Origin of the sequence: Escherichia sp. MOD1-EC6098 (assembly GCF_002965865.1) — a bacterium.
Lineage (GTDB): Bacteria > Pseudomonadota > Gammaproteobacteria > Enterobacterales > Enterobacteriaceae > Escherichia > Escherichia marmotae.
Window position 1 is genome coordinate 65,271 of the sequence record NZ_PTSN01000007.1, and the last position, 19,695, is coordinate 84,965.

The following is a 19,695-nucleotide window of genomic DNA, read 5'->3' on the forward strand; positions in this document are numbered from 1 at the left end:
TGGCCGGAGGCGTGCTTCCTCCGGCACTCTCTTCACCCACTGTGGTAAATACGCTGCGGTCTGCCGACTTTGCCGTGAACAATCTCGGCAATAACCAGATGGCGGCTGGCACAATATTCGAGATAACGTCTGGCGGTAGTGCGGCTGATGGTCAATGCCTGTGCTACCGTCTCCGCCGTATGTTGCACATCCGGCTCTTTGAAAAGTTTCCGCACTGCATTCAGTGTCAACGCATCAATACCGGTCGGAAGATCGTCCTTCGGTTCCCCGCGAGCATAAGCATTAAACATCTCATCAATTTGCTTTTGACTGGCACTATCAATACTTTCCAGCATATGTTTACGCTGGCGAAAGCGGGTCAATGTCTGCCCCAGACGCTCATAAGCAATTGGCTTGATCAGATAATCAAACACACCGCAGCGTACTGCTTCAGACACCGTTTCCATATCGCTGGCAGCAGTAGTAAACACCACATCGCCGGGATAATGCGCCTGCACCAGCTCATGCAGCAAATTAATACCTCTACCGTCAGGGAGATAGTTATCCAGCAAGATAAGCCCCGGCTTAAAACGCTCGATCATCATTCGGGCCTGCGCCAGGTTTCCCGCCAGCAATATCTGACTGAATCCAGGGATGTGACGAATATATTCCGCATGCATCTCTGCCAGCGGCGTCTCGTCCTCAACGATCAATAGAGTTAATGGAGCTGTCATTAGGTTTCACTTTCGGAATATAGATTGAAAATAAAGTACCGCAGGGAGCATTATCTTCGAGAGTGATAACTCCCCCGCAGCGCGTTACATAGCTGGCAATAAGATACAACCCAATGCCATGCTCACCGGGTTCATCAGCACGCGTACTGACGCCCTGCTCAAATATTTTGTCGCGCAGAGACTCTGGGACGCCGCAACCCTGATCGGCCACTTCAATCACCACATCATCGCCTTCGTCGCTCAGATATAATTCGACGATCTTATTCCCTTTATCGTTGCGCAGACTGGCTTCGAAGGCATTGTCGAGTAAGTTGCCCACAATCGCCGCAAACTCAGTGCTGTCCAGCCCTGGCGGCAGTTGGGAAAGCTGGCTGCCGGGGACGATTGTCATTTTTAGCCCCAGTTCACGAGCGCGCTGCACTTTACCAAACAGCAACCCCGCCACCTGGCGATCGACAAATGCCTCGCGCAGGCTGTCAATAAGCTGTTGCTGGGCCTGAGACTCTCCCTGAACCATCGCCAGCACGCGATCATACTCTTTCATTTGCAACAGACCATTGAGCGTAGACATCCAATTGAGATGTTCATGACGCAATGTGCGCAGGCTTTCGACGTATTGTTTAATTTGCGTCAGTTGCGCATTAAGGGTGGAAATTTCGTCTTTACTACGAAAGCTGATTATTGCCCCCAGCAAATCATCACCAGAACGAATAGCTTCCCGATTAGCAATGACGCTCAGGCCGTTAAAATTTGTCACCACATCCTGGCGTTTTTCATCAATCTGCTCGATGAAGAAATCTGCGGGCCTGACCACTTCAGCAATGGGTCTGCCCAGCCACTGCCGTCCGGGAGAACTCAGCCCCAGCATCTTTCTTGCGTTACGGTTGATGGCGGTAATGTAACCGTGTGGATCCACCGCAATCAGTCCTTCATAAACAGAACTAAATAGCGCCTCTTGCTGACGAACCACGCGCGCAATTTGCTTCGGTTCCATCCCCATCATCTGGCGGCGAATATGCGCGGCTAAGAACCACGACAACAGCATCAGAATGCCCAACAGCACGACAAACACGCCTGCCATCGGTAATAAAAATTCGGCGCGCCAGCTATCGATTTTACTGACCAGATAACCCACCGACACCACGCCGATGACGTTGTCATCATCATCAAAGATCGGTGTTTTGGCGCGCATCGCCATACCTATCGACCCTTTACCCGTAATGAAGTAACTCTCTCCTTTCTCCAGTGCGCCGGGTTTGGTGAATTGCATAGGATGACCAATTTTCTCCGGATTAGGATGGTAAAGGCGGATCGAGTCGCGGTCGCCAATCACCACATAATCGAAATCAGTATCTCTTTGTAATTTGTTGGCAATGGTCGCCAGTCGTTTGTAGTCACGCGTTTTAACCGCCGTGATGATGCTGTCATTGGAGGCAATAATTTTTGCCTGATTCATTGCCATGTCACGCACATGGAGCGTTAAATAGTCCTCGAAACTGGCCGTAAAATATTGCGCCAGTGCTGCGATGACAAATATTGAGAACACCAGAATCAGCAGGAAGATACGCAGCGGAAATGCCAGTCGTTGGAAAAAAGCAAACTGTTTATTCTCATTAAACTGCAACATTGTTTTCCTTGCGGGGTAAACCCTGTTTTTGGTGAATGTAATTAAAATGTTGAATCTTGACAGATAAAAATAAAATATAATCGTGGCAAAATTCATTCATTAAATCAATTAAACAACTTAAAACCACGCGCCAATTCGCAATTACATTAATTAAAAAACTTAAAACCATTAAATAAATAAAAAACCACTAACTCTATGTGAAATAAATCAAAATTTCTCACTGCAATACTCCTTAGGATGTATAGCAAAAGGAGAAACAGATATACCTCACTCGCAGCCCTTTCTCCCAACTGAAAATAAATGATTACCAACTTGCAACATTCATTGCAAATTGATAACAACACATACCTTCAGGATACGACTTATTATGTTCGGCAATGATATTTTCACCCGGGTAAAACGTTCAGAAAATAAAAAAATGGCGGAAATCGCGCAATTTCTACATGAAAATGATTTGAGCGTTGACACAACAGTCGAAGTATTTATTACCGTAACCCGCAATGAAAAACTTATCGCTTGCGGTGGAATTGCCGGAAATATTATTAAGTGCGTGGCTATCAGTGAATCTGTTCGCGGTGAAGGACTGGCGCTGACATTAGCCACCGAACTAATAAACCTCGCCTATGAACGGCACTGCACACATCTGTTTATTTATACCAAAACCGAATACGAAGCGCTGTTCCGCCAGTGCGGTTTCTCCACGCTGACCAGCGTACCAGGCGTGATGGTACTGATGGAAAACAGTGCCACGCGGCTGAAACGCTATGCTGAATCGCTGAAAAAATTTCGTCATGAAGGGAAGAAGATTGGCTGCATAGTGATGAACGCCAATCCCTTTACTAACGGCCACCGTTATCTGATTCAACAAGCCGCAGCACAGTGCGACTGGCTGCATCTATTTTTAGTCAAAGAAGATTCTTCGCGCTTTCCCTATGAAGACCGGCTGGATTTGGTGTTGAAAGGCACCGCTGATATTCCGCGCCTGACAGTGCATCGCGGTTCCGAGTACATCATTTCCCGCGCCACGTTCCCTTGCTACTTCATTAAAGAACAGAGCGTCATTAACCATTGTTACACCGAAATTGATCTGAAGATTTTCCGTCAGTACCTCGCTCCTGCGCTTGGCGTAACCCACCGCTTTGTCGGTACTGAACCGTATTGTCGCGTGACCGCCCAGTACAACCAGGATATGCGCTACTGGCTGGAAACACCGACTATCTCAGCACCGCCCATCGAACTGGTTGAAATTGAGCGACTGCGTTACCAGGAGATGCCGATATCCGCTTCACGGGTGCGCCAACTACTGGTGAAAAACGATCTCACGGCTATCGCGCCGCTGGTCCCGGCAGCCACGCTGCATTACTTGCAGAATCTGCTTGAACACTCCCGCCACGACGCGGCAGTTCGTCAAAAGACCCCCGCATAAAAAACAGGTGAAAAATGAAAATAAACCAGCCCGCCGTTGCAGGCACCCTAGAGTCTGGGGATGTGATGATACGCATCGCCCCACTCGATACGCAGGATATCGACCTGCAAATCAACAGCAGCGTTGAGAAACAGTTTGGCGATGCAATTCGTAGCACCATTCTGGACGTTCTTGCCCGCTATAACGTGCGCGGCGTACAGCTAAATGTCGATGACAAAGGCGCACTGGACTGCATTTTACGTGCACGACTGGAAGCTCTGCTGGCGCGCGCCAGCGGTATCCCGGCTCTGCCATGGGAGGATTGCCAATGATTTCCGCTTCGTTGCAACAACGTAAAACCCGCACCCGCCGCAGCATGTTGTTCGTACCCGGCGCTAATGCCGCGATGGTCAGCAACTCTTTCATCTACCCGGCTGATGCCCTGATGTTCGATCTCGAAGACTCCGTGGCACTGCGCGAAAAAGACACCGCTCGCCGCATGGTCTACCACGCGCTGCAACACCCACTGTATCGCGATATCGAAACCATCGTGCGTGTTAACGCGCTGGATTCTGAATGGGGCGTTAACGACCTGGAAGCTGTCGTTCGCGGCGGCGCAGACGTTGTACGTCTGCCGAAAACCGATACCGCTCAGGACGTTCTGGATATCGAGAAAGAAATCCTGCGCATTGAAAAAGCCTGCGGTCGTGAACCGGGTAGTACCGGTCTGCTGGCAGCGATTGAATCTCCGCTGGGCATTACCCGCGCGGTAGAAATCGCTCACGCTTCCGAGCGCTTAATCGGTATCGCGCTGGGCGCAGAGGACTATGTGCGCAACCTGCGTACAGAACGCTCCCCGGAAGGAACTGAGCTGTTGTTTGCTCGCTGCTCCATTTTGCAGGCCGCGCGCTCTGCCGGTATTCAGGCGTTTGACACCGTCTATTCCGACGCCAACAACGAAGCCGGATTCCTGCAAGAAGCTGCCCACATCAAGCAACTGGGCTTTGATGGCAAATCGCTGATCAACCCGCGTCAGATTGATCTGCTGCACAACCTCTACGCACCAACCCAGAAAGAAGTGGATCACGCACGCCGCGTCGTAGAAGCCGCTGAAGCCGCTGCTCGCGAAGGCCTCGGTGTGGTTTCTCTGAACGGCAAGATGGTTGACGGTCCGGTTATCGATCGCGCCCGTCTGGTGCTCTCCCGCGCAGAACTTTCCGGCATCCGCGAAGAATAAGGCAATCAAAATGACGCATAAAATTGAACAATCTCAACGACAAGAACGGGTAGCGGCCTGGAATCGTCACGCTGAATGCGATCTTGCCGCTTTCCAGAACTCACCGAAACAAACTTATCAGGCAGAAAAAGCGCGCGATCGCAAACTGTGCGCCAACCTGGAAGAAGCGATTCGTCGTTCTGGTTTGCAAGATGGCATGACCGTCTCTTTCCACCACGCTTTCCGCGGTGGTGACCTGACCGTCAACATGGTGATGGACGTCATCGCGAAAATGGGCTTTAAAAACCTGACCCTGGCATCCAGTTCCCTGAGTGATTGCCACGCGCCACTGGTAGAACATATTCGTCAGGGCGTGGTAACCCGTATTTATACTTCCGGTCTGCGCGGCCCACTGGCAGAAGAAATCTCCCGTGGTCTGCTGGCTGAACCAGTGCAAATCCACTCCCACGGCGGTCGTGTGCATTTGGTGCAGAGCGGTGAACTGAACATCGATGTGGCCTTCCTCGGCGTCCCATCCTGTGATGAGTTCGGTAATGCCAACGGCTACACTGGCAAAGCCTGCTGCGGCTCCCTCGGCTATGCGATGGTCGATGCCGACAATGCAAAACAGGTCGTGATGCTCACCGAAGAGCTGCTGCCTTATCCGCATAACCCGGCAAGCATTGAACAGGATCAGGTTGATCTGATCGTCAAAGTTGATCGTGTTGGTGATGCCGCGAAAATCGGCGCTGGCGCGACCCGTATGACCACGAACCCGCGCGAACTGCTGATTGCCCGCAGCGCCGCGGACGTGATTGTCAACTCCGGCTACTTCAAAGAAGGTTTCTCCATGCAAACCGGCACCGGCGGCGCATCACTGGCGGTAACGCGTTTCCTGGAAGACAAAATGCGTAGCCGTGACATTCGCGCCGATTTCGCCCTCGGCGGCATCACCGCCACGATGGTTGATCTGCATGAAAAAGGTCTGATCCGCAAACTGTTGGACGTACAGAGCTTTGACAGCCACGCCGCACAATCCCTGGCCCGTAACCCGAATCACATCGAAATCAGCGCCAACCAGTATGCCAACTGGGGTTCTAAAGGTGCATCAGTTGATCGTCTCGATGTAGTGGTACTGAGCGCGCTGGAAATTGACACCCAGTTCAACGTTAACGTGCTGACTGGTTCTGACGGCGTACTGCGCGGTGCTTCCGGCGGTCACTGCGATACCGCAATTGCCTCTGCGCTTTCCATCATCGTCGCGCCACTGGTTCGCGGTCGTATTCCAACTCTGGTGGATAACGTGCTGACCTGCATTACCCCTGGCTCCAGCGTCGATATTCTGGTCACCGACCACGGTATCGCTGTTAACCCGGCACGTCCGGAACTGGCAGAACGTCTGCAGGAAGCGGGAATTAAAGTGGTTTCCATTGAGTGGCTGCGTGAACGTGCGCGTCTGCTGACCGGTGAACCACAGCCGATTGAATTCACCGACCGCGTCGTTGCCGTCGTGCGTTACCGCGATGGCTCGGTGATTGATGTTGTACATCAGGTGAAGGAATAAGCCATGCACCTGCTCCCTGAACTCGCCAGCCACCATGCGGTTTCGATTCCCGAGTTGCTCGTCAGCCGGGATGAAAGGCAAGCACGGCAACACGCCTGGCTCAAGCGCCATCCTGTTCCACTGGTCTCCTTTACCGTGGTTGCGCCTGGGCCGATTAAAGACAGCGAGGTCACACGCCGTATTTTTAATCATGGCGTAACTGCCCTGCATGCCTTAGCCGCAAAACAGGGCTGGCAAATTCAGGAGCAGGCTGCACTGGTTTCTGCCAGCGGGCCGGAGGGCATGTTGAGCATTGCCGCCCCGGCTCGCGACCTCAAGCTCGCGACCATTGAGCTTGAGCATAGTCATCCTCTCGGGCGTTTGTGGGATATCGATGTGCTGACGCCCGAAGGCGAAATTCTCTCCCGCCGCAATTATTCACTACCGCCTCGCCGCTGCCTGTTGTGCGAACAAAGCGCGGCTGTTTGCGCGTGTGGGAAAACCCATCAACTGACCGATTTACTCAACCGCATGGAGGCGCTGCTGAACGATGTCGATGCCTGCAACGTCAACTAAAACCACAAAGCTTGCTGCGTCATTAATCGATGACTACGCCCTGCTGGGCTGGCGCGCCATGCTGACTGAAGTCAATCTGTCACCAAAACCTGGCCTGGTGGATCGCATTAACTGCGGTGCGCACAAAGATATGGCGCTGGAAGATTTCCACCGTAGCGCACTGGCAATTCAGGGCTGGTTACCGCGTTTCATTGAATTTGGTGCCTGTAGCGCAGAAATGGCACCGGAAGCGGTACTCAACGGATTACGCCCAATTGGTATGGCCTGCGAAGGCGATATGTTCCGCGCCACTGCGGGCGTAAACACCCATAAAGGCAGCATTTTTTCTTTAGGGCTACTGTGTGCGGCGATTGGTCGTTTGCATCAGCTCAACCAGCCGGTAACGCCCAAAACCGTTTGTGCGACGGCGGCAAGTTTCTGCCGCGGTCTGACCGATCGCGAACTACGTACCAATAATCAACAACTGACGGCAGGTCAACGGTTGTATCAACAACTTGGCCTAACCGGCGCGCGCGGCGAAGCCGAAGCGGGTTATCCGCTGGTGATCAACCACGCCCTGCCGCACTACCTCACTCTGCTGGATCAGGGGTTAGATCCTGAACTGGCATTGCTCGATACCTTACTGCTGCTGATGGCGATGAACGGCGATACCAACGTTGCATCACGCGGTGGCGAAGGGGGGCTGCGCTGGCTACAACGCCAGGCGCAAACACTATTGCAAAAAGGGGGCATCCGAACCCCCGCCGATCTCGATTATCTCCGGCAGTTCGACAGGGAGTGTATCGAACGAAATCTCAGCCCAGGCGGCAGCGCCGACCTGCTGATTCTTACCTGGTTTTTAGCACAGATTTAAAAATTTAAACACTTGATAAATTTGGAAATATTAATTTTCGGAGAACCCGTATGTCTTTAGCAAAAGATAAGATATGGAAATTATTGGCCCCACTGGTGGTGATGGGCGTCATGTTTCTTATCCCTGTACCCGACGGTATGCCGCCGCAGGCATGGCATTACTTCGCCGTGTTTGTGGCAATGATTGTCGGTATGATCCTCGAGCCAATTCCGGCAACAGCAATCAGTTTTATTGCAGTAACTATTTGCGTTATTGGCAGTAATTATCTGCTCTTTGACGCCAAAGAATTAGCTAACCCCGCTTTTAATGCCCAAAAACAGGCGCTGAAATGGGGACTGGCTGGTTTTTCCAGTACCACTGTCTGGTTGGTATTTGGCGCATTTATCTTTGCATTAGGGTATGAAGTTTCCGGATTAGGTCGTCGTATCGCCCTTTTCCTGGTGAAATTCATGGGGAAACGCACGCTGACGTTGGGTTATGCGATTGTCATCATCGATATTCTGCTGGCACCATTTACACCGTCTAACACCGCACGTACAGGTGGGACCGTTTTCCCGGTCATTAAAAACCTGCCGCCACTGTTTAAATCATTCCCGAACGATCCGTCTGCACGTCGTATTGGCGGTTATTTAATGTGGATGATGGTCATCAGTACCAGTCTGAGTTCCTCCATGTTTGTCACCGGTGCTGCACCGAACGTGCTGGGTCTGGAGTTTGTCAGCAAAATTGCCGGTATCCAGATTAGCTGGTTGCAGTGGTTCCTCTGCTTCCTGCCAGTTGGCGTTATCTTACTTATCATTGCGCCGTGGCTTTCCTATGTACTGTACAAACCGGAAGTCACTCATAGTGAAGAAGTGGCAACCTGGGCGGGTGACGAACTGAAAACAATGGGTCGCCTGACTCGCAGAGAGTGGACGCTGATTGGTCTTGTTCTGCTTAGTTTGGGTTTATGGGTATTTGGTAGTGAAGTCATTAACGCCACTGCTGTTGGCCTGCTGGCGGTTTCGCTGATGCTGGCGCTGCACGTTGTGCCGTGGAAAGACATTACCCGCTATAACAGCGCATGGAACACGCTGGTTAACCTGGCAACACTGGTTGTCATGGCTAATGGCCTGACCCGTTCTGGCTTTATCGACTGGTTTGCCAACACCATGAGTACGCACCTGGAAGGTTTCTCACCAAACGCGACAGTGATTGTACTGGTTCTGGTGTTCTACTTTGCGCACTACCTGTTTGCCAGCCTGTCTGCGCATACCGCAACCATGCTGCCGGTGATTCTGGCCGTCGGTAAAGGTATTCCGGGCGTACCGATGGAACAACTGTGTATCCTGCTGGTTCTGTCTATCGGTATCATGGGCTGCCTGACTCCATATGCAACTGGCCCAGGAGTTATTATTTACGGCTGCGGCTATGTGAAATCGAAAGATTACTGGCGTCTGGGTGCCATCTTCGGGGTCATTTACATCGCCATGTTGCTGTTGGTTGGCTGGCCAATTCTGGCAATGTGGAACTAATACGTTCGCCAAACGCTGAATAAATCATCACGCCCGCCAGGTAAGCCCACCCGGCGGGCTTTTTTATGATTTAATAGATAGTATTCAGTGTATGTATGAGTCCCACACCCATTATGAAAGCATTCTGGCGTAACGCCGCTTTACTGACGGCTTCTCTGCTCCCCTTCTCTTCAGCTAACGCCGTGGCGTTACAGGCAAAACAGTACGGCGATTTTGATCGCTATGTGCTGGCTCTTTCCTGGCAAACCGGATTTTGCCAAAGCCAGCACGATCGCAATCGTAACGAACGCGATGAATGTCGTCTGCAAACCGAAACGACCAACAAAGCTGATTTCTTGACCGTACACGGCCTGTGGCCTGGGTTGCCAAAGTCGGTTGCGGCACGCGGTGTTGATGAACGCCGCTGGATGCGCTTTGGCTGCGCCACCCGCCCAATCCCAAACTTGCCAGAGGCACGCGCCAGCCGAATGTGTTCGTCACCGGAAACAGGGTTGTCGCTGGAAACGGCAGCTAAACTAAGTGAAGTGATGCCCGGCGCGGGTGGACGTTCCTGCCTGGAACGTTACGAATATGCGAAACACGGCGCCTGTTTTGGTTTTGATCCGGACGCTTACTTCGGCACGATGGTGCGTCTGAATCAAGAAATCAAAGAAAGCGACGCTGGAAAATTTCTCGCTGAAAACTATGGTAAAACCGTGAGTCGAAATGACTTTGACGCCGCCTTCGCCAAAAGCTGGGGGAAAGAGAACGTCAAAGCGGTCAAGTTAACGTGTCAGGGTAATCCGGCATATTTGACTGAAATCCAGATTTCACTCAAAGCTGACGCCATCAACGCACCGCTTTCTGCAAACTCATTCTTGCCACAACCACATCCCGGTAACTGTGGCAAAGCCTTTGTGATTGATAAAGCGGGCTATCAATAATCTGACAGGCAAAACGCTGTGGTGCGTTTTTCATGAAACATGGCGATTAAGATTTCTACAATAATGCGCTGCATTGAGGAATTCCCTGAATGTGACGTAAATCACTTCAAAGTGTGAGCAACAGCCAGTATCATCATATGAGTTAAACCCTCGCCGCCTGACGGTGAGGGTTTTCTTTTGGGTATGTTTATCTGCGACACTCGCAGTACCGACGACATGGAGTAAAAATGTCCAGACCAACTATCATCATTAACGACCTGGATGCCGAACGCATCGATATTCTGCTGGAGCAACCCGCCTACGCCGGTTTGCCAGTCGCTGACGCGTTAAACGCAGAGTTGGATCGCGCCCAAATGTGTTCGCCAGAAGATATGCCACACGATGTGGTGACGATGAACAGCCGGGTTAAATTCCGCAATCTTAGCGATGGCGAAGTGCGTGTGCGCACGCTGGTGTATCCGGCCAAAATGACCGACAGCAATACTCAGCTTTCCGTTATGGCTCCGGTTGGAGCCGCACTGCTGGGGCTGCGCGTTGGCGACACCATTCACTGGGAACTTCCGGGCGGCGTTACCACCCACCTTGAAGTACTGGAACTCGAATACCAGCCAGAAGCCGCTGGCGAATACCTGCTTTAATCCCATCTGCACAAGCGTTAAATCGCTTTGCTCAGAGGATGCGTCCGCATCCTCTTTCCGCTCAAATATCAACCAGATTTATCATTTTGCTCTTCCCCGCTACGTTCTAATCTGAACAGGTTATCAACCTGCGGACTCCATTATGAGTGAAGCTCTTGGTATTACAGCGTTTTATATTTTCATCGCAGCAATAATTGTTGTAGCGGTGCTATACCTTGAGCAACACTGGTAGTGCCAACACGAATACATTTTAAGCATCAATATTTAATAGATATAAAATCAACGTCGCAAATCACAGATCTAAAATCAATAATATGATGTTATGTATGCATGCAACAGCAAGGAGAGAATGCTTATGTACAAAACAATCATTATGCCAGTAGACGTATTTGAAATGGAATTAAGCGACAAAGCCGTTCGTCACGCTGAATTTCTCGCCCAGGATGATGGTGTAATTCATTTACTCCATGTATTACCAGGCGCTGCAAGCCTTAGTCTGCACCGTTTTGCTGCCGATGTGCGTCGTTTCGAAGAGCATTTGCAACATGAGGCGGAAGAGCGCCTGCAGACAATGGTGGGTCATTTCACTATTGATCCCTCCCGTATCAAACCACATGTCCGTTTTGGTAGCGTGAGAGATGAGGTGAATGAATTAGCCAAAGAACTGAATGCGGATGTTGTGGTTATCGGTTCGCGTAATCCATCAATCTCAACCCATCTGTTAGGTTCTAACGCTTCCAGCGTGATCCGCCACGCCCATCTGCCTGTATTAGTCGTTCGTTAACAAATTAACGTATTTACGGTGCCCTGCCCGGAGCCATCCCGGCAGGGTTTTCTATAACGAAAAAAAGCCGCCAGGTTTGACCCCGGCGGCTAAACAATTGCAGGTGAATCTTACTTCTTCTTATGCAGTTTTGGTGCGAATCAGGTAGTCAAAGGCACTCAGAGAGGCTTTGGCACCTTCGCCAGTGGCGATGATGATCTGTTTGTACGGAACCGTTGTACAGTCACCGGCTGCAAACACGCCTTTGACGTTGGTTTCGCATTTCGCATCGATGATGATTTCACCCATGCGGTTACGTTCTACTGCGCCTTCCAGCCAGTTGGTGTTCGGCAGCAGACCAATCTGAACGAAAATACCGGCCAGTTCGATATTGTGAATATCGCCGCTCACGCGATCACGGTATTCCAGACCAACAACTTTGCTACCGTCGCCTTTTACTTCAGTGGTTTGCGCATTCAGAATGATGTCGACGTTTTTCAGACTGCGCAGTTTGTCCTGCAGAACCTGGTCGGCTTTCATTTCTGGCGCAAACTCAAGCAGGGTAACGTGTTCAACAATACCCGCCAGATCAATCGCGGCTTCCACGCCGGAGTTGCCGCCGCCAATCACCGCTACACGTTTGCCTTTAAACAGCGGGCCGTCGCAGTGCGGGCAGTAGGTTACGCCTTTGGTGCGATACTGATCTTCACCCGGAACGTTCATGTTGCGCCATTTTGCGCCGGTCGCCACGATAATGCTGCGGGCTTTCAGTACCGCGCCGGAAGCTGTTTCAATCTGATGCAGACCGCCTTCAACCGCGGCCGGGATCAGCTTGCTCGCGCTCTGGCTGTCGATCACATCAACATCGTATTCATCAACGTGAACTTTCAGCGCACCAGCCAGTTTCTGGCCTTCGGTTTTCGGCACGGAGATGTAGTTTTCAATGTCAACGGTATCGAGGATCTGACCACCGAAACGTTCGCCCATCAGACCAGTACGGATACCCTTACGTGCGGAGTAAATTGCCGCCGCAGCACCCGCCGGGCCAGAACCAACGATCAGCACATCATAAGCGTCACGCTTGTTCAGCTCTTCTGCCGCACGTTTTTCAGCGCCAGTATCAATCTTCGCAACGATTTCAGTCAGCGTCATACGCCCCTGACCAAACTCTTTACCATTCACGAATACGGCCGGAACGCCCATCACGTTACGATCGGTGATTTCGTTCTGGAACGTACCACCGTCAATCGCCGTGTGTTTAATGCGCGGGTTCAGTACGCTCATCAGGTTCAGCGCCTGCACCACGTCCGGACAGTTATGGCAGGAAAGCGAATAATAAGTTTCAAATTCAAAATCACCGTCAATGTCGCGGATCTGCTCCAGCAGAGACTGCGCTTCTTTCGACGGATGACCACCGGTCCACAGCAGAGCCAGTACCAGCGAGGTAAATTCATGGCCCAGCGGAGAGCCTGCAAAACGCGGCCCCTGGTTAGAACCTGGGTTGGTGATCAGGAAAGACGGCTTACGCACCGGCAAGCTGTTATCTTCTTTAAAGGTGACTTTGTCTGACAGTTCTGCGATCTCAGCCAACAGTTCCTTGATTTCTGCCGATTTAGCGCTGTCATCCAGCGTGGCAATTAACTCAACAGGCTTGGTCAATTTCTCAAGGTAAGCCTTGAGTTGAGTTTTCATATTTGTGTCGAGCATGTTTATCTCCTGGGCTTTAAACATCATCATGCAAGCGGCCTCTGCGGCTACCTGGATGCAGCTTGCATCATGGTGCGGGGAAGAAAATCGGGTGCCGCAGCACCCGATTAATTAGGTGAATTTCCGAAGTATTTCGCGTCAGAGCAAGGCGGCTAGCCTGTGAACCCCCGGAGCTTACACAAGTAAGTGACCGGGGTGAGCGGGCGACGCCAACACTGCTATGGCGTGAAAGACGAAGAAAATTTAGATTTTACCAACCAGGTCCAGGGATGGAGCCAGAGTTGCTTCACCTTCTTTCCATTTAGCCGGGCAAACTTCACCTGGGTGAGAAGCCACGTACTGTGCTGCTTTGATTTTACGCAGCAGGTCAGATGCGTCACGGCCAATGCCTTCAGCGGTAACTTCGATAGCCTGGATGATACCCTGCGGGTCAACAACGAAGGTAGCACGGTCAGCCAGACCTTCATCTTCACGCATGTTGTCGAAGTTACGGGTCAGGGCGCCAGTCGGGTCACCGATCATTGCATATTTAATTTTAGCGATGGTTTCAGAGCTGCTGTGCCATGCTTTGTGGGTGAAGTGAGTATCGGTAGATACTGCGTATACATCTACACCCAGTTTCTGCAGTTCTTCGTAGTGGTCAGCAACGTCGCCCAGTTCGGTCGGGCATACGAAAGTAAAGTCAGCCGGGTAGAAGAAGAAGACGCTCCAGCGGCCTTCGGTGTCTTTCTCGGTGATTTCGATGAATTCGCCGTTTTTGAATGCCTGGTTTTTAAAAGGTTTAATTTTGGTGTTAATCAAGGACATCTATACTTCCTCCGTGTTTTCGATGAGATGTAAGGTAACCAATTTTTGCCGATTCGGCTAATGCGTTTCCATTATCAAATCGATAAGTTTTACCTTACAACCTTCGTAAGACAACTTTGTGAACTTTGCATCGCCAGTGGCGATAAAAAGTAAAATGGGTCCCCTTTCCAGGTGACCGCATAACCTGAACTACCCTTTGGTATCTTCAGCGCCTGTTCAACAGGCTACGGTGTTGCGATGATAATCGCAACGACGAGAGGGATTACAACACCCTCATAAACAAAGGGCAATCACCTGAGATAAGGTCTTAACTATGACAGTGATAGGTTAAGCCTTTTATTGTGTATTTGCACTGAACGAAAAGGACAAGACAATGTTAAAAAAGATAATTTTTTTTACCCTGCTCCCAGGAATTGCTTACGCCGAAGAGCTTCCTGCGCCCGTTAAAGCGATTGAAAAACAGGGAATTACGATTATTAAATCGTTCGATGCGCCAGGCGGTATGAAAGGTTATCTGGGGAAATATCAGGATATGGGGGTCACTATCTACCTTACGCCAGACGGTAAGCATGCCATCTCTGGCTATATGTACAACGAAAAGGGAGAAAACCTCAGTAACGCTCTTATTGAAAAAGAGATTTACGCACCTGCCGGACGCGAAATGTGGCAGCGTATGGAACAATCAAACTGGTTACTTGACGGTAAAAAAGACGCGCCGGTCGTGGTTTATGTTTTTGCCGATCCTTTCTGCCCGTATTGCAAACAATTCTGGCAACAAGCACGCCCATGGGTTGATGCCGGTAAAGTTCAGATTCGTACTCTGCTGGTTGGCGTGATAAAACCAGAAAGCCCGGCCACCGCGGCGGCAATCCTCGCGTCTAAAGATCCGGCAAAAACGTGGCAAGAGTATGAGGCATCTGGCGGCAAGTTAAAGCTGAACCTCTCAGGGAGCATCACACCTGAACAGATGAAGATTCTCAGTGCCAACGAGACGTTGATGGACGAACTGGGCGCAAATGTTACCCCTGCTATTTATTACATGAGCCCAGAAAACACATTACAGCAGGCTGTCGGATTACCAGATCAAAAAACATTTAATATCATTATGGGAAATAAATAACCTTCATTCTATGGATAACTGGAATATTTATCTCTTTTCAGTTATCCAAAAAATCGCAAGTATTGTTCACCCCTCTCATATCAGCTATGCTATTTTAGAAAAACTTAATCGTGAATTAAGTAAAATAACATAATATATAAAAATACATAAAGCCATATCATTGACTTGATGAATATTATGAGAACAAGCATATGAATGGAGTGCATCATGGCTAATCTTTACGACTTAAAAAAATTTGATTTAAACTTGCTTGTCATTTTTGAGTGCATCTACCAACATCTTAGTATTAGCAAGGCCGCAGAATCATTATATATAACGCCTTCTGCGGTAAGCCAGTCTTTACAACGTCTACGGGCGCAATTTAATGACCCCTTATTTATTCGCTCCGGTAAAGGAATTGCACCAACAACGACAGGATTAAATCTGCATCATCATCTTGAGAAAAATCTCAAAAACCTTGAGCAAACCATCAACATTGTCAATAAATCCGAGCTGAAGAAAAAATTTATTATTTATGGTCCGCAACTTATCTCGTCAACCAACAGTAGTCTTTTGATCGGATGCCTACGACAAGACACATCGGTAGAAATTGAACATCATGACATTATGATGTCAGCAGAAAGCGCCGAAAATTTATTGGCTTATCGCAAAGCAGATCTGGTTATTACATTAATACCAGTCATCAGTCGCTCGGTGAGCTGTGTACCTTTTCAATCGATACGCAACACGCTTATCTGTAGTGCATCTCATCCGAGAATAACGGAATACAGTAGCCGCGAAGACATTCTTGATGAAGAGTTTACTTTTCTGACATCAAAAGCATCTGGCCTTGAAGATTTTCAGATGGAAATAGAAGCGATTCTGGCAAACCGAAAAATAGCATTCCGTAGTTCTTCTCTGTTTACTATTATCAATACTATTGCGGTAACCGATTTACTGGGTATTGTTTCCTTTGAACTATATCGTTGTCATCAGAAAAACCTGCAATTAAAACAAATAAAACTAAAACATAACCTCCCCTCTAATACACTTTATATTTCCTATAATAAATCATCATTAAACAATCTGGCGTTCTCTCGATTTATTGATCGCTTAAATGACAGCTTATCCTGAAAACCTATCAATAAGAACAATATTCATCATAAAAAAATTCACCTAGTGAATATAAAATAAGATATTTCATTTAAGTTTATTAATATTATAATCAGCAAACTATTGCACTTTCTCCCGGTCATGTTAAGAGAGCGTTTACAGATGTCCATTTATAAAATTCCGCTTCCTCTCAATATTCTGGAAGCAGCACAAGACCGTATCACCTGGACACTTAATACACTGCCCCGCGTATGCGTCTCTTTTTCTGGTGGTAAAGATTCTGGCTTAATGCTTCATTTGACCGCCGGTCTGGCCAGGAAAATAGGAAAAAAAATACACGTCCTGTTTATCGACTGGGAAGCACAGTTTTCTTGTACTATTGACTATGTTCAATCGCTACGGGAACAATATGCGGATGTCATCGAAACGTTTTATTGGGTGGCTCTACCGTTAACAACACAAAATTCATTATCCCAATATCAACCTGAATGGCAGTGCTGGCAACCTGATACTGAATGGGTTCGACAGCCACCAGAAGATGCGATAACCGACCCGGCATTTTTCTCGTTTTATCAATCGGGTATGACGTTTGAACATTTCGTGCGTGAATTTGCCGAATGGTTTTCACAACAACGACCAGCCGCAATGATGGTCGGGATCCGTGCCGACGAGTCTTATAATCGTTTCGTCGCCATTGCCAGTTTAAATAAACAACGTTTTGCTGACGATAAGCCGTGGACCACCGCCGCGCCAGGCGGTCATTGTTGGTACATTTACCCCATTTACGACTGGAAAGTCGCTGATATCTGGACCTGGTACGCTAAAGGCCAAAACCTCTGTAATCCGCTGTATAACCTGATGTACCAGGCTGGCGTCCCTCTGCGTCAAATGCGAATTTGCGAACCTTTTGGTCCAGAGCAACGGCAAGGTTTGTGGCTATATCATGTTCTTGAACCTGATCGATGGGCCGCAATGTGCGCCCGGGTCAGTGGCGTAAAAAGCGGTGGAATTTACGCTGGTCACAATAATCAATTCTATGGCCACAGGAAGATCCTAAAACCTGACCATTTAGACTGGCAGGAATATGCCTTATTACTGCTTAACAGCATGCCAGAAAAAACGGCTGATCATTATCGCAATAAAATTGCTGTTTATTTGCACTGGTATCAAAAAAAAGGAATCGAAATTCCTCAGACTCAACAAGGAGATATTGGCTCAAAAGACGTCCCCTCCTGGCGACGTATCTGCAAGGTATTACTCAACAATGATTATTGGTGCCGGGCGTTATCATTCAGCCCTACAAAAGCTAAAAATTATCAACGTTATAACGAACGGATGAAAGAAAAACGTCAGGAGTGGGGAATATTATGCAACAGCGATTAACTCAGGATTTAACGCAATTTCTCGCCAGTTTAGCGGAAGAAGATCGCATTAAGGCGATCAATGAGATCCGGATGGCGATACATCAAGTGAGTCCATTTCGCGACGAGCCGGTGGATTGTGTGTTATGGGTTAAAAATAGCCAACTCGTGCCAAACGATTACAATCCCAATAATGTGGCACCGCCAGAGAAGAAGCTATTAAAAAAATCCATTGAAATTGATGGTTTTACCCAACCGATTGTAGTAACCAACACCAGAGCTAATACGCTTGAAATTGTTGATGGTTTCCACCGCCATGAAATTGGTAAAGGCTCTAACACGTTAAAAACGCGCTTAAAAGGGTATTTACCGGTTACCTGTCTGGAAAGGGATCGTAACGAACGCATCGCTGCAACGATTCGCCACAACCGCGCGCGTGGCCGCCACCAAATCACAGCAATGTCAGAAATCGTTCGTGAACTCAGCCAGTTGGGATGGGACGATAATAAAATCAGTATAGAACTGGGTATGGACAGCGACGAAGTGCTACGCCTCAAGCAAATAAACGGCCTGCAAGAGTTGTTTGCCGACCGTAGATATTCCCGTGCCTGGACGGTGAAATAATTACAACTGGCGCAGGCGTTCAGCCGCCGCCAGCAGCGTCGATTCCTTCTTGGCAAAACAGAGACGAATCAGTTTATGCGGGAAGGGATCGGCACAAAACACCGACAGAGGGATCGCCGCTACACCATGCTCCTGTGTTAACCACTGACAGAACTCGACATCATTCAACGTAGAAACGGCGCTGTAATCCACCAGCAAAAAGTAAGTGCCTTCACAGGGTAAGATCTCCAGTCTGCTCTCTCGTAATGCATTCACAAGAATATCGCGCTTCTGGCGATAAAAGTCCGGTAACGCAAGATAATGTTCAGGTTCCTCCCGCAGCATATCGGCAAGCGCCAGTTGTGTGGGAGTATTGACCGAAAAAGTCAAATACTGATGCACCTTGCGGATCTCGGCGCTGATGGGCGCTGGCGCAACGCAATACCCCACTTTCCAGCCAGTCATATGATAGGTCTTGCCAAACGATGACACCGCCACCGCCCGCTCACGCAGTTGCGGATGCGCCAGTACACTGGCATGGCCCTGCTGTGAAAAATTGATGTGCTCGTAGACCTCATCGCTAATGACAAAAATCTCGCGCTCGGCAATCGCCTGCCACAAGGCTGCAAAATCAGCCTGCTGCCAGACAGTGGCGCTGGGATTATGCGGCGTATTGAGGATCACCAACCGGGTACGCTCGCTCAGTAACGTAGCAAACTCTTGCCAGTCAACGCGAAAATACGGCGGTTGCAGCGCGATGCGTTTCACTACCCCACCCGCTAGCGCGATGGCGGGTGCGTAACTGTCATAGCTGGGATCAAAACAGATAACCTCATCGCCACTACGTACCAACGCGGTAATCGCCGCATATAACGCCTCCGTCGCTCCTGCTGTTACGGTGATGTCATGTTCAGCATCCGGTTGATAGCCATACAGCCGTGCGGTTTTCTCAGCAATCGCCTCGCGCAATGCCTGCACGCCGGTCATTGGCGCGTATTGATTTGCGCCCTGAGCAACGTGATACGCCAGCCGCTCCTGCAAATAGCGCGGGCCATCAAAATCAGGAAAACCTTGCGACAGATTAATCGCCTGGTGCTGCTGCGCCAACGCGCTCATCCGGGTAAAAATAGTCGTGCCTAGTTGTGGAAGTTTGCTTTGTGGAATCAGAGGGTTATTTGTCATTTTTATCATGCCTGACGAAGTTGCGTGTTGAAGGCACTATAACACGATGTTA

General features: G+C 49.5%; 20 protein-coding genes. 15 read left to right on the forward strand and 5 right to left on the reverse strand.

Annotated elements, in window-relative coordinates; all coding sequences use genetic code 11:
* Positions 1 to 32: 32 nt before the first annotated feature.
* Together dpiA and dpiB are read right to left on the reverse strand one after the other, a co-directional pair.
* A complete protein-coding gene (dpiA, locus tag C0K55_RS09890; RefSeq protein ID WP_000126491.1) occupies positions 33 to 713 on the reverse strand; it encodes a two-component response regulator DpiA in 681 nt (226 codons plus the stop codon).
* Positions 682 to 2,340, reverse strand: coding sequence for a sensor histidine kinase DpiB (gene dpiB / locus C0K55_RS09895; RefSeq protein ID WP_061090785.1), 1,659 nt, complete (start codon positions 2,338 to 2,340; stop codon positions 682 to 684). The genes dpiA and dpiB overlap by 32 nt, the downstream gene beginning before the upstream one ends.
* A 367-nt stretch (positions 2,341 to 2,707) precedes the next feature.
* Here dpiB and citC point away from each other — a divergent pair, with 367 nt between their 5' ends.
* The 11 genes from citC (at position 2,708) to uspG (ending at position 11,792) form a co-directional block, all read left to right on the forward strand.
* A complete protein-coding gene (gene citC, locus C0K55_RS09905; protein ID WP_000467718.1) occupies positions 2,708 to 3,766 on the forward strand; it encodes a [citrate (pro-3S)-lyase] ligase in 1,059 nt (352 codons plus the stop codon).
* A 14-nt stretch (positions 3,767 to 3,780) separates the two neighbouring features.
* The gene (gene citD, locus C0K55_RS09910) at positions 3,781 to 4,077 is read left to right on the forward strand and encodes a citrate lyase acyl carrier protein (protein WP_000700699.1); all 297 of its coding nucleotides are present in this window, start codon (positions 3,781 to 3,783) and stop codon (positions 4,075 to 4,077) included.
* On the forward strand, positions 4,074 to 4,982 hold the full coding sequence (gene citE / locus C0K55_RS09915; RefSeq protein WP_000622357.1) for a citrate (pro-3S)-lyase subunit beta: 909 nt from the start codon (positions 4,074 to 4,076) through the stop codon (positions 4,980 to 4,982). Before citD ends, citE begins: the two co-directional genes overlap by 4 nt.
* Positions 4,983 to 4,992: 10 nt before the next feature.
* Entirely contained in the window at positions 4,993 to 6,525 is a 1,533-nt protein-coding gene (gene citF, locus C0K55_RS09920; RefSeq protein WP_000149038.1) for a citrate lyase subunit alpha, read from the forward strand.
* A gap of 3 nt (positions 6,526 to 6,528) precedes the next feature.
* Positions 6,529 to 7,080, forward strand: a complete 552-nt coding sequence (citX, locus tag C0K55_RS09925; protein WP_105266060.1) for a citrate lyase holo-[acyl-carrier protein] synthase — start codon at positions 6,529 to 6,531, stop codon at positions 7,078 to 7,080.
* The gene (gene citG, locus C0K55_RS09930) at positions 7,055 to 7,933 is read left to right on the forward strand and encodes a triphosphoribosyl-dephospho-CoA synthase CitG (protein ID WP_000062439.1); all 879 of its coding nucleotides are present in this window, start codon (positions 7,055 to 7,057) and stop codon (positions 7,931 to 7,933) included. Before citX ends, citG begins: the two co-directional genes overlap by 26 nt.
* 50 nt (positions 7,934 to 7,983) lie before the next feature.
* On the forward strand, positions 7,984 to 9,447 hold the full coding sequence (citT, locus tag C0K55_RS09935) for a citrate/succinate antiporter CitT (RefSeq protein ID WP_000050312.1): 1,464 nt from the start codon (positions 7,984 to 7,986) through the stop codon (positions 9,445 to 9,447).
* Positions 9,448 to 9,560: 113 nt separating this feature from the next.
* Positions 9,561 to 10,370: a ribonuclease I gene (gene rna / locus C0K55_RS09940; RefSeq protein WP_010380708.1), complete on the forward strand. Its 810-nt coding sequence runs from the start codon at positions 9,561 to 9,563 to the stop codon at positions 10,368 to 10,370.
* 227 nt (positions 10,371 to 10,597) lie between these two features.
* Positions 10,598 to 11,008 carry a nucleoside diphosphate kinase regulator gene (gene rnk / locus C0K55_RS09950; RefSeq protein WP_000089740.1) on the forward strand — a complete coding sequence of 137 codons (411 nt, stop codon included), beginning with the start codon at positions 10,598 to 10,600 and terminating at the stop codon, positions 11,006 to 11,008.
* A 142-nt stretch (positions 11,009 to 11,150) separates the two neighbouring features.
* The gene (yldA, locus tag C0K55_RS27115) at positions 11,151 to 11,240 is read left to right on the forward strand and encodes a small membrane protein YldA (protein ID WP_353889723.1); all 90 of its coding nucleotides are present in this window, start codon (positions 11,151 to 11,153) and stop codon (positions 11,238 to 11,240) included.
* 123 nt (positions 11,241 to 11,363) lie between these two features.
* The gene (uspG, locus tag C0K55_RS09955; RefSeq protein ID WP_001515959.1) at positions 11,364 to 11,792 is read left to right on the forward strand and encodes a universal stress protein UspG; all 429 of its coding nucleotides are present in this window, start codon (positions 11,364 to 11,366) and stop codon (positions 11,790 to 11,792) included.
* Positions 11,793 to 11,912: 120 nt separating this feature from the next.
* On the opposite strand, the gene ahpF is transcribed toward uspG, so the two are convergent.
* Positions 11,913 to 13,478, reverse strand: a complete 1,566-nt coding sequence (ahpF, locus tag C0K55_RS09960; protein WP_010380701.1) for an alkyl hydroperoxide reductase subunit F — start codon at positions 13,476 to 13,478, stop codon at positions 11,913 to 11,915.
* Positions 13,479 to 13,721: 243 nt separating this feature from the next.
* A complete protein-coding gene (gene ahpC / locus C0K55_RS09965; RefSeq protein ID WP_000052796.1) occupies positions 13,722 to 14,285 on the reverse strand; it encodes an alkyl hydroperoxide reductase subunit C in 564 nt (187 codons plus the stop codon).
* 373 nt (positions 14,286 to 14,658) lie between these two features.
* Between ahpC and dsbG the strand changes: the two genes are divergently transcribed.
* The 4 genes from dsbG (at position 14,659) to C0K55_RS09985 (ending at position 18,482) form a co-directional block, all read left to right on the forward strand.
* On the forward strand, positions 14,659 to 15,405 hold the full coding sequence (gene dsbG, locus C0K55_RS09970) for a thiol:disulfide interchange protein DsbG (RefSeq protein WP_000913734.1): 747 nt from the start codon (positions 14,659 to 14,661) through the stop codon (positions 15,403 to 15,405).
* A 207-nt stretch (positions 15,406 to 15,612) separates the two neighbouring features.
* Positions 15,613 to 16,518, forward strand: a complete 906-nt coding sequence (gene citR, locus C0K55_RS09975) for a DNA-binding transcriptional repressor CitR (RefSeq protein ID WP_105266059.1) — start codon at positions 15,613 to 15,615, stop codon at positions 16,516 to 16,518.
* Between the two features lie 141 nt (positions 16,519 to 16,659).
* Complete coding sequence (locus C0K55_RS09980; protein ID WP_000029788.1) at positions 16,660 to 17,880, forward strand: phosphoadenosine phosphosulfate reductase; 1,221 nt, start codon at positions 16,660 to 16,662, stop codon at positions 17,878 to 17,880.
* On the forward strand, positions 17,853 to 18,482 hold the full coding sequence (locus C0K55_RS09985; protein ID WP_000526876.1) for an IbrB-like domain-containing protein: 630 nt from the start codon (positions 17,853 to 17,855) through the stop codon (positions 18,480 to 18,482). The genes C0K55_RS09980 and C0K55_RS09985 overlap by 28 nt, the downstream gene beginning before the upstream one ends.
* Here C0K55_RS09985 and ybdL read toward each other — a convergent pair whose 3' ends face one another.
* Positions 18,483 to 19,643: a methionine-oxo-acid transaminase gene (gene ybdL / locus C0K55_RS09990; protein WP_105266058.1), complete on the reverse strand. Its 1,161-nt coding sequence runs from the start codon at positions 19,641 to 19,643 to the stop codon at positions 18,483 to 18,485.
* Positions 19,644 to 19,695: the final 52 nt, after the last annotated feature.

What these genes read in the sequence shown, in the direction of transcription:
- citC (WP_000467718.1), top strand. Translation starts at nt 2,708, where the DNA reads ATGTTCGGCAATGATATTTTCACCCGGGTAAAACGTTCAGAAAATAAA.
- dsbG (WP_000913734.1), top strand. Translation starts at nt 14,659, where the DNA reads ATGTTAAAAAAGATAATTTTTTTTACCCTGCTCCCAGGAATTGCTTAC.
- citE (WP_000622357.1), top strand. Translation starts at nt 4,074, where the DNA reads ATGATTTCCGCTTCGTTGCAACAACGTAAAACCCGCACCCGCCGCAGC.
- citG (WP_000062439.1), top strand. Translation starts at nt 7,055, where the DNA reads ATGTCGATGCCTGCAACGTCAACTAAAACCACAAAGCTTGCTGCGTCA.
- uspG (WP_001515959.1), top strand. Translation starts at nt 11,364, where the DNA reads ATGTACAAAACAATCATTATGCCAGTAGACGTATTTGAAATGGAATTA.
- citF (WP_000149038.1), top strand. Translation starts at nt 4,993, where the DNA reads ATGACGCATAAAATTGAACAATCTCAACGACAAGAACGGGTAGCGGCC.
- C0K55_RS09980 (WP_000029788.1), top strand. Translation starts at nt 16,660, where the DNA reads ATGTCCATTTATAAAATTCCGCTTCCTCTCAATATTCTGGAAGCAGCA.
- ahpC (WP_000052796.1), bottom strand. Translation starts at nt 14,285, where the DNA reads ATGTCCTTGATTAACACCAAAATTAAACCTTTTAAAAACCAGGCATTC.
- dpiB (WP_061090785.1), bottom strand. Translation starts at nt 2,340, where the DNA reads ATGTTGCAGTTTAATGAGAATAAACAGTTTGCTTTTTTCCAACGACTG.
- yldA (WP_353889723.1), top strand. Translation starts at nt 11,151, where the DNA reads ATGAGTGAAGCTCTTGGTATTACAGCGTTTTATATTTTCATCGCAGCA.
- citT (WP_000050312.1), top strand. Translation starts at nt 7,984, where the DNA reads ATGTCTTTAGCAAAAGATAAGATATGGAAATTATTGGCCCCACTGGTG.
- rnk (WP_000089740.1), top strand. Translation starts at nt 10,598, where the DNA reads ATGTCCAGACCAACTATCATCATTAACGACCTGGATGCCGAACGCATC.
- ahpF (WP_010380701.1), bottom strand. Translation starts at nt 13,478, where the DNA reads ATGCTCGACACAAATATGAAAACTCAACTCAAGGCTTACCTTGAGAAA.
- ybdL (WP_105266058.1), bottom strand. Translation starts at nt 19,643, where the DNA reads ATGACAAATAACCCTCTGATTCCACAAAGCAAACTTCCACAACTAGGC.
- dpiA (WP_000126491.1), bottom strand. Translation starts at nt 713, where the DNA reads ATGACAGCTCCATTAACTCTATTGATCGTTGAGGACGAGACGCCGCTG.
- rna (WP_010380708.1), top strand. Translation starts at nt 9,561, where the DNA reads ATGAAAGCATTCTGGCGTAACGCCGCTTTACTGACGGCTTCTCTGCTC.
- citR (WP_105266059.1), top strand. Translation starts at nt 15,613, where the DNA reads ATGGCTAATCTTTACGACTTAAAAAAATTTGATTTAAACTTGCTTGTC.
- citD (WP_000700699.1), top strand. Translation starts at nt 3,781, where the DNA reads ATGAAAATAAACCAGCCCGCCGTTGCAGGCACCCTAGAGTCTGGGGAT.
- citX (WP_105266060.1), top strand. Translation starts at nt 6,529, where the DNA reads ATGCACCTGCTCCCTGAACTCGCCAGCCACCATGCGGTTTCGATTCCC.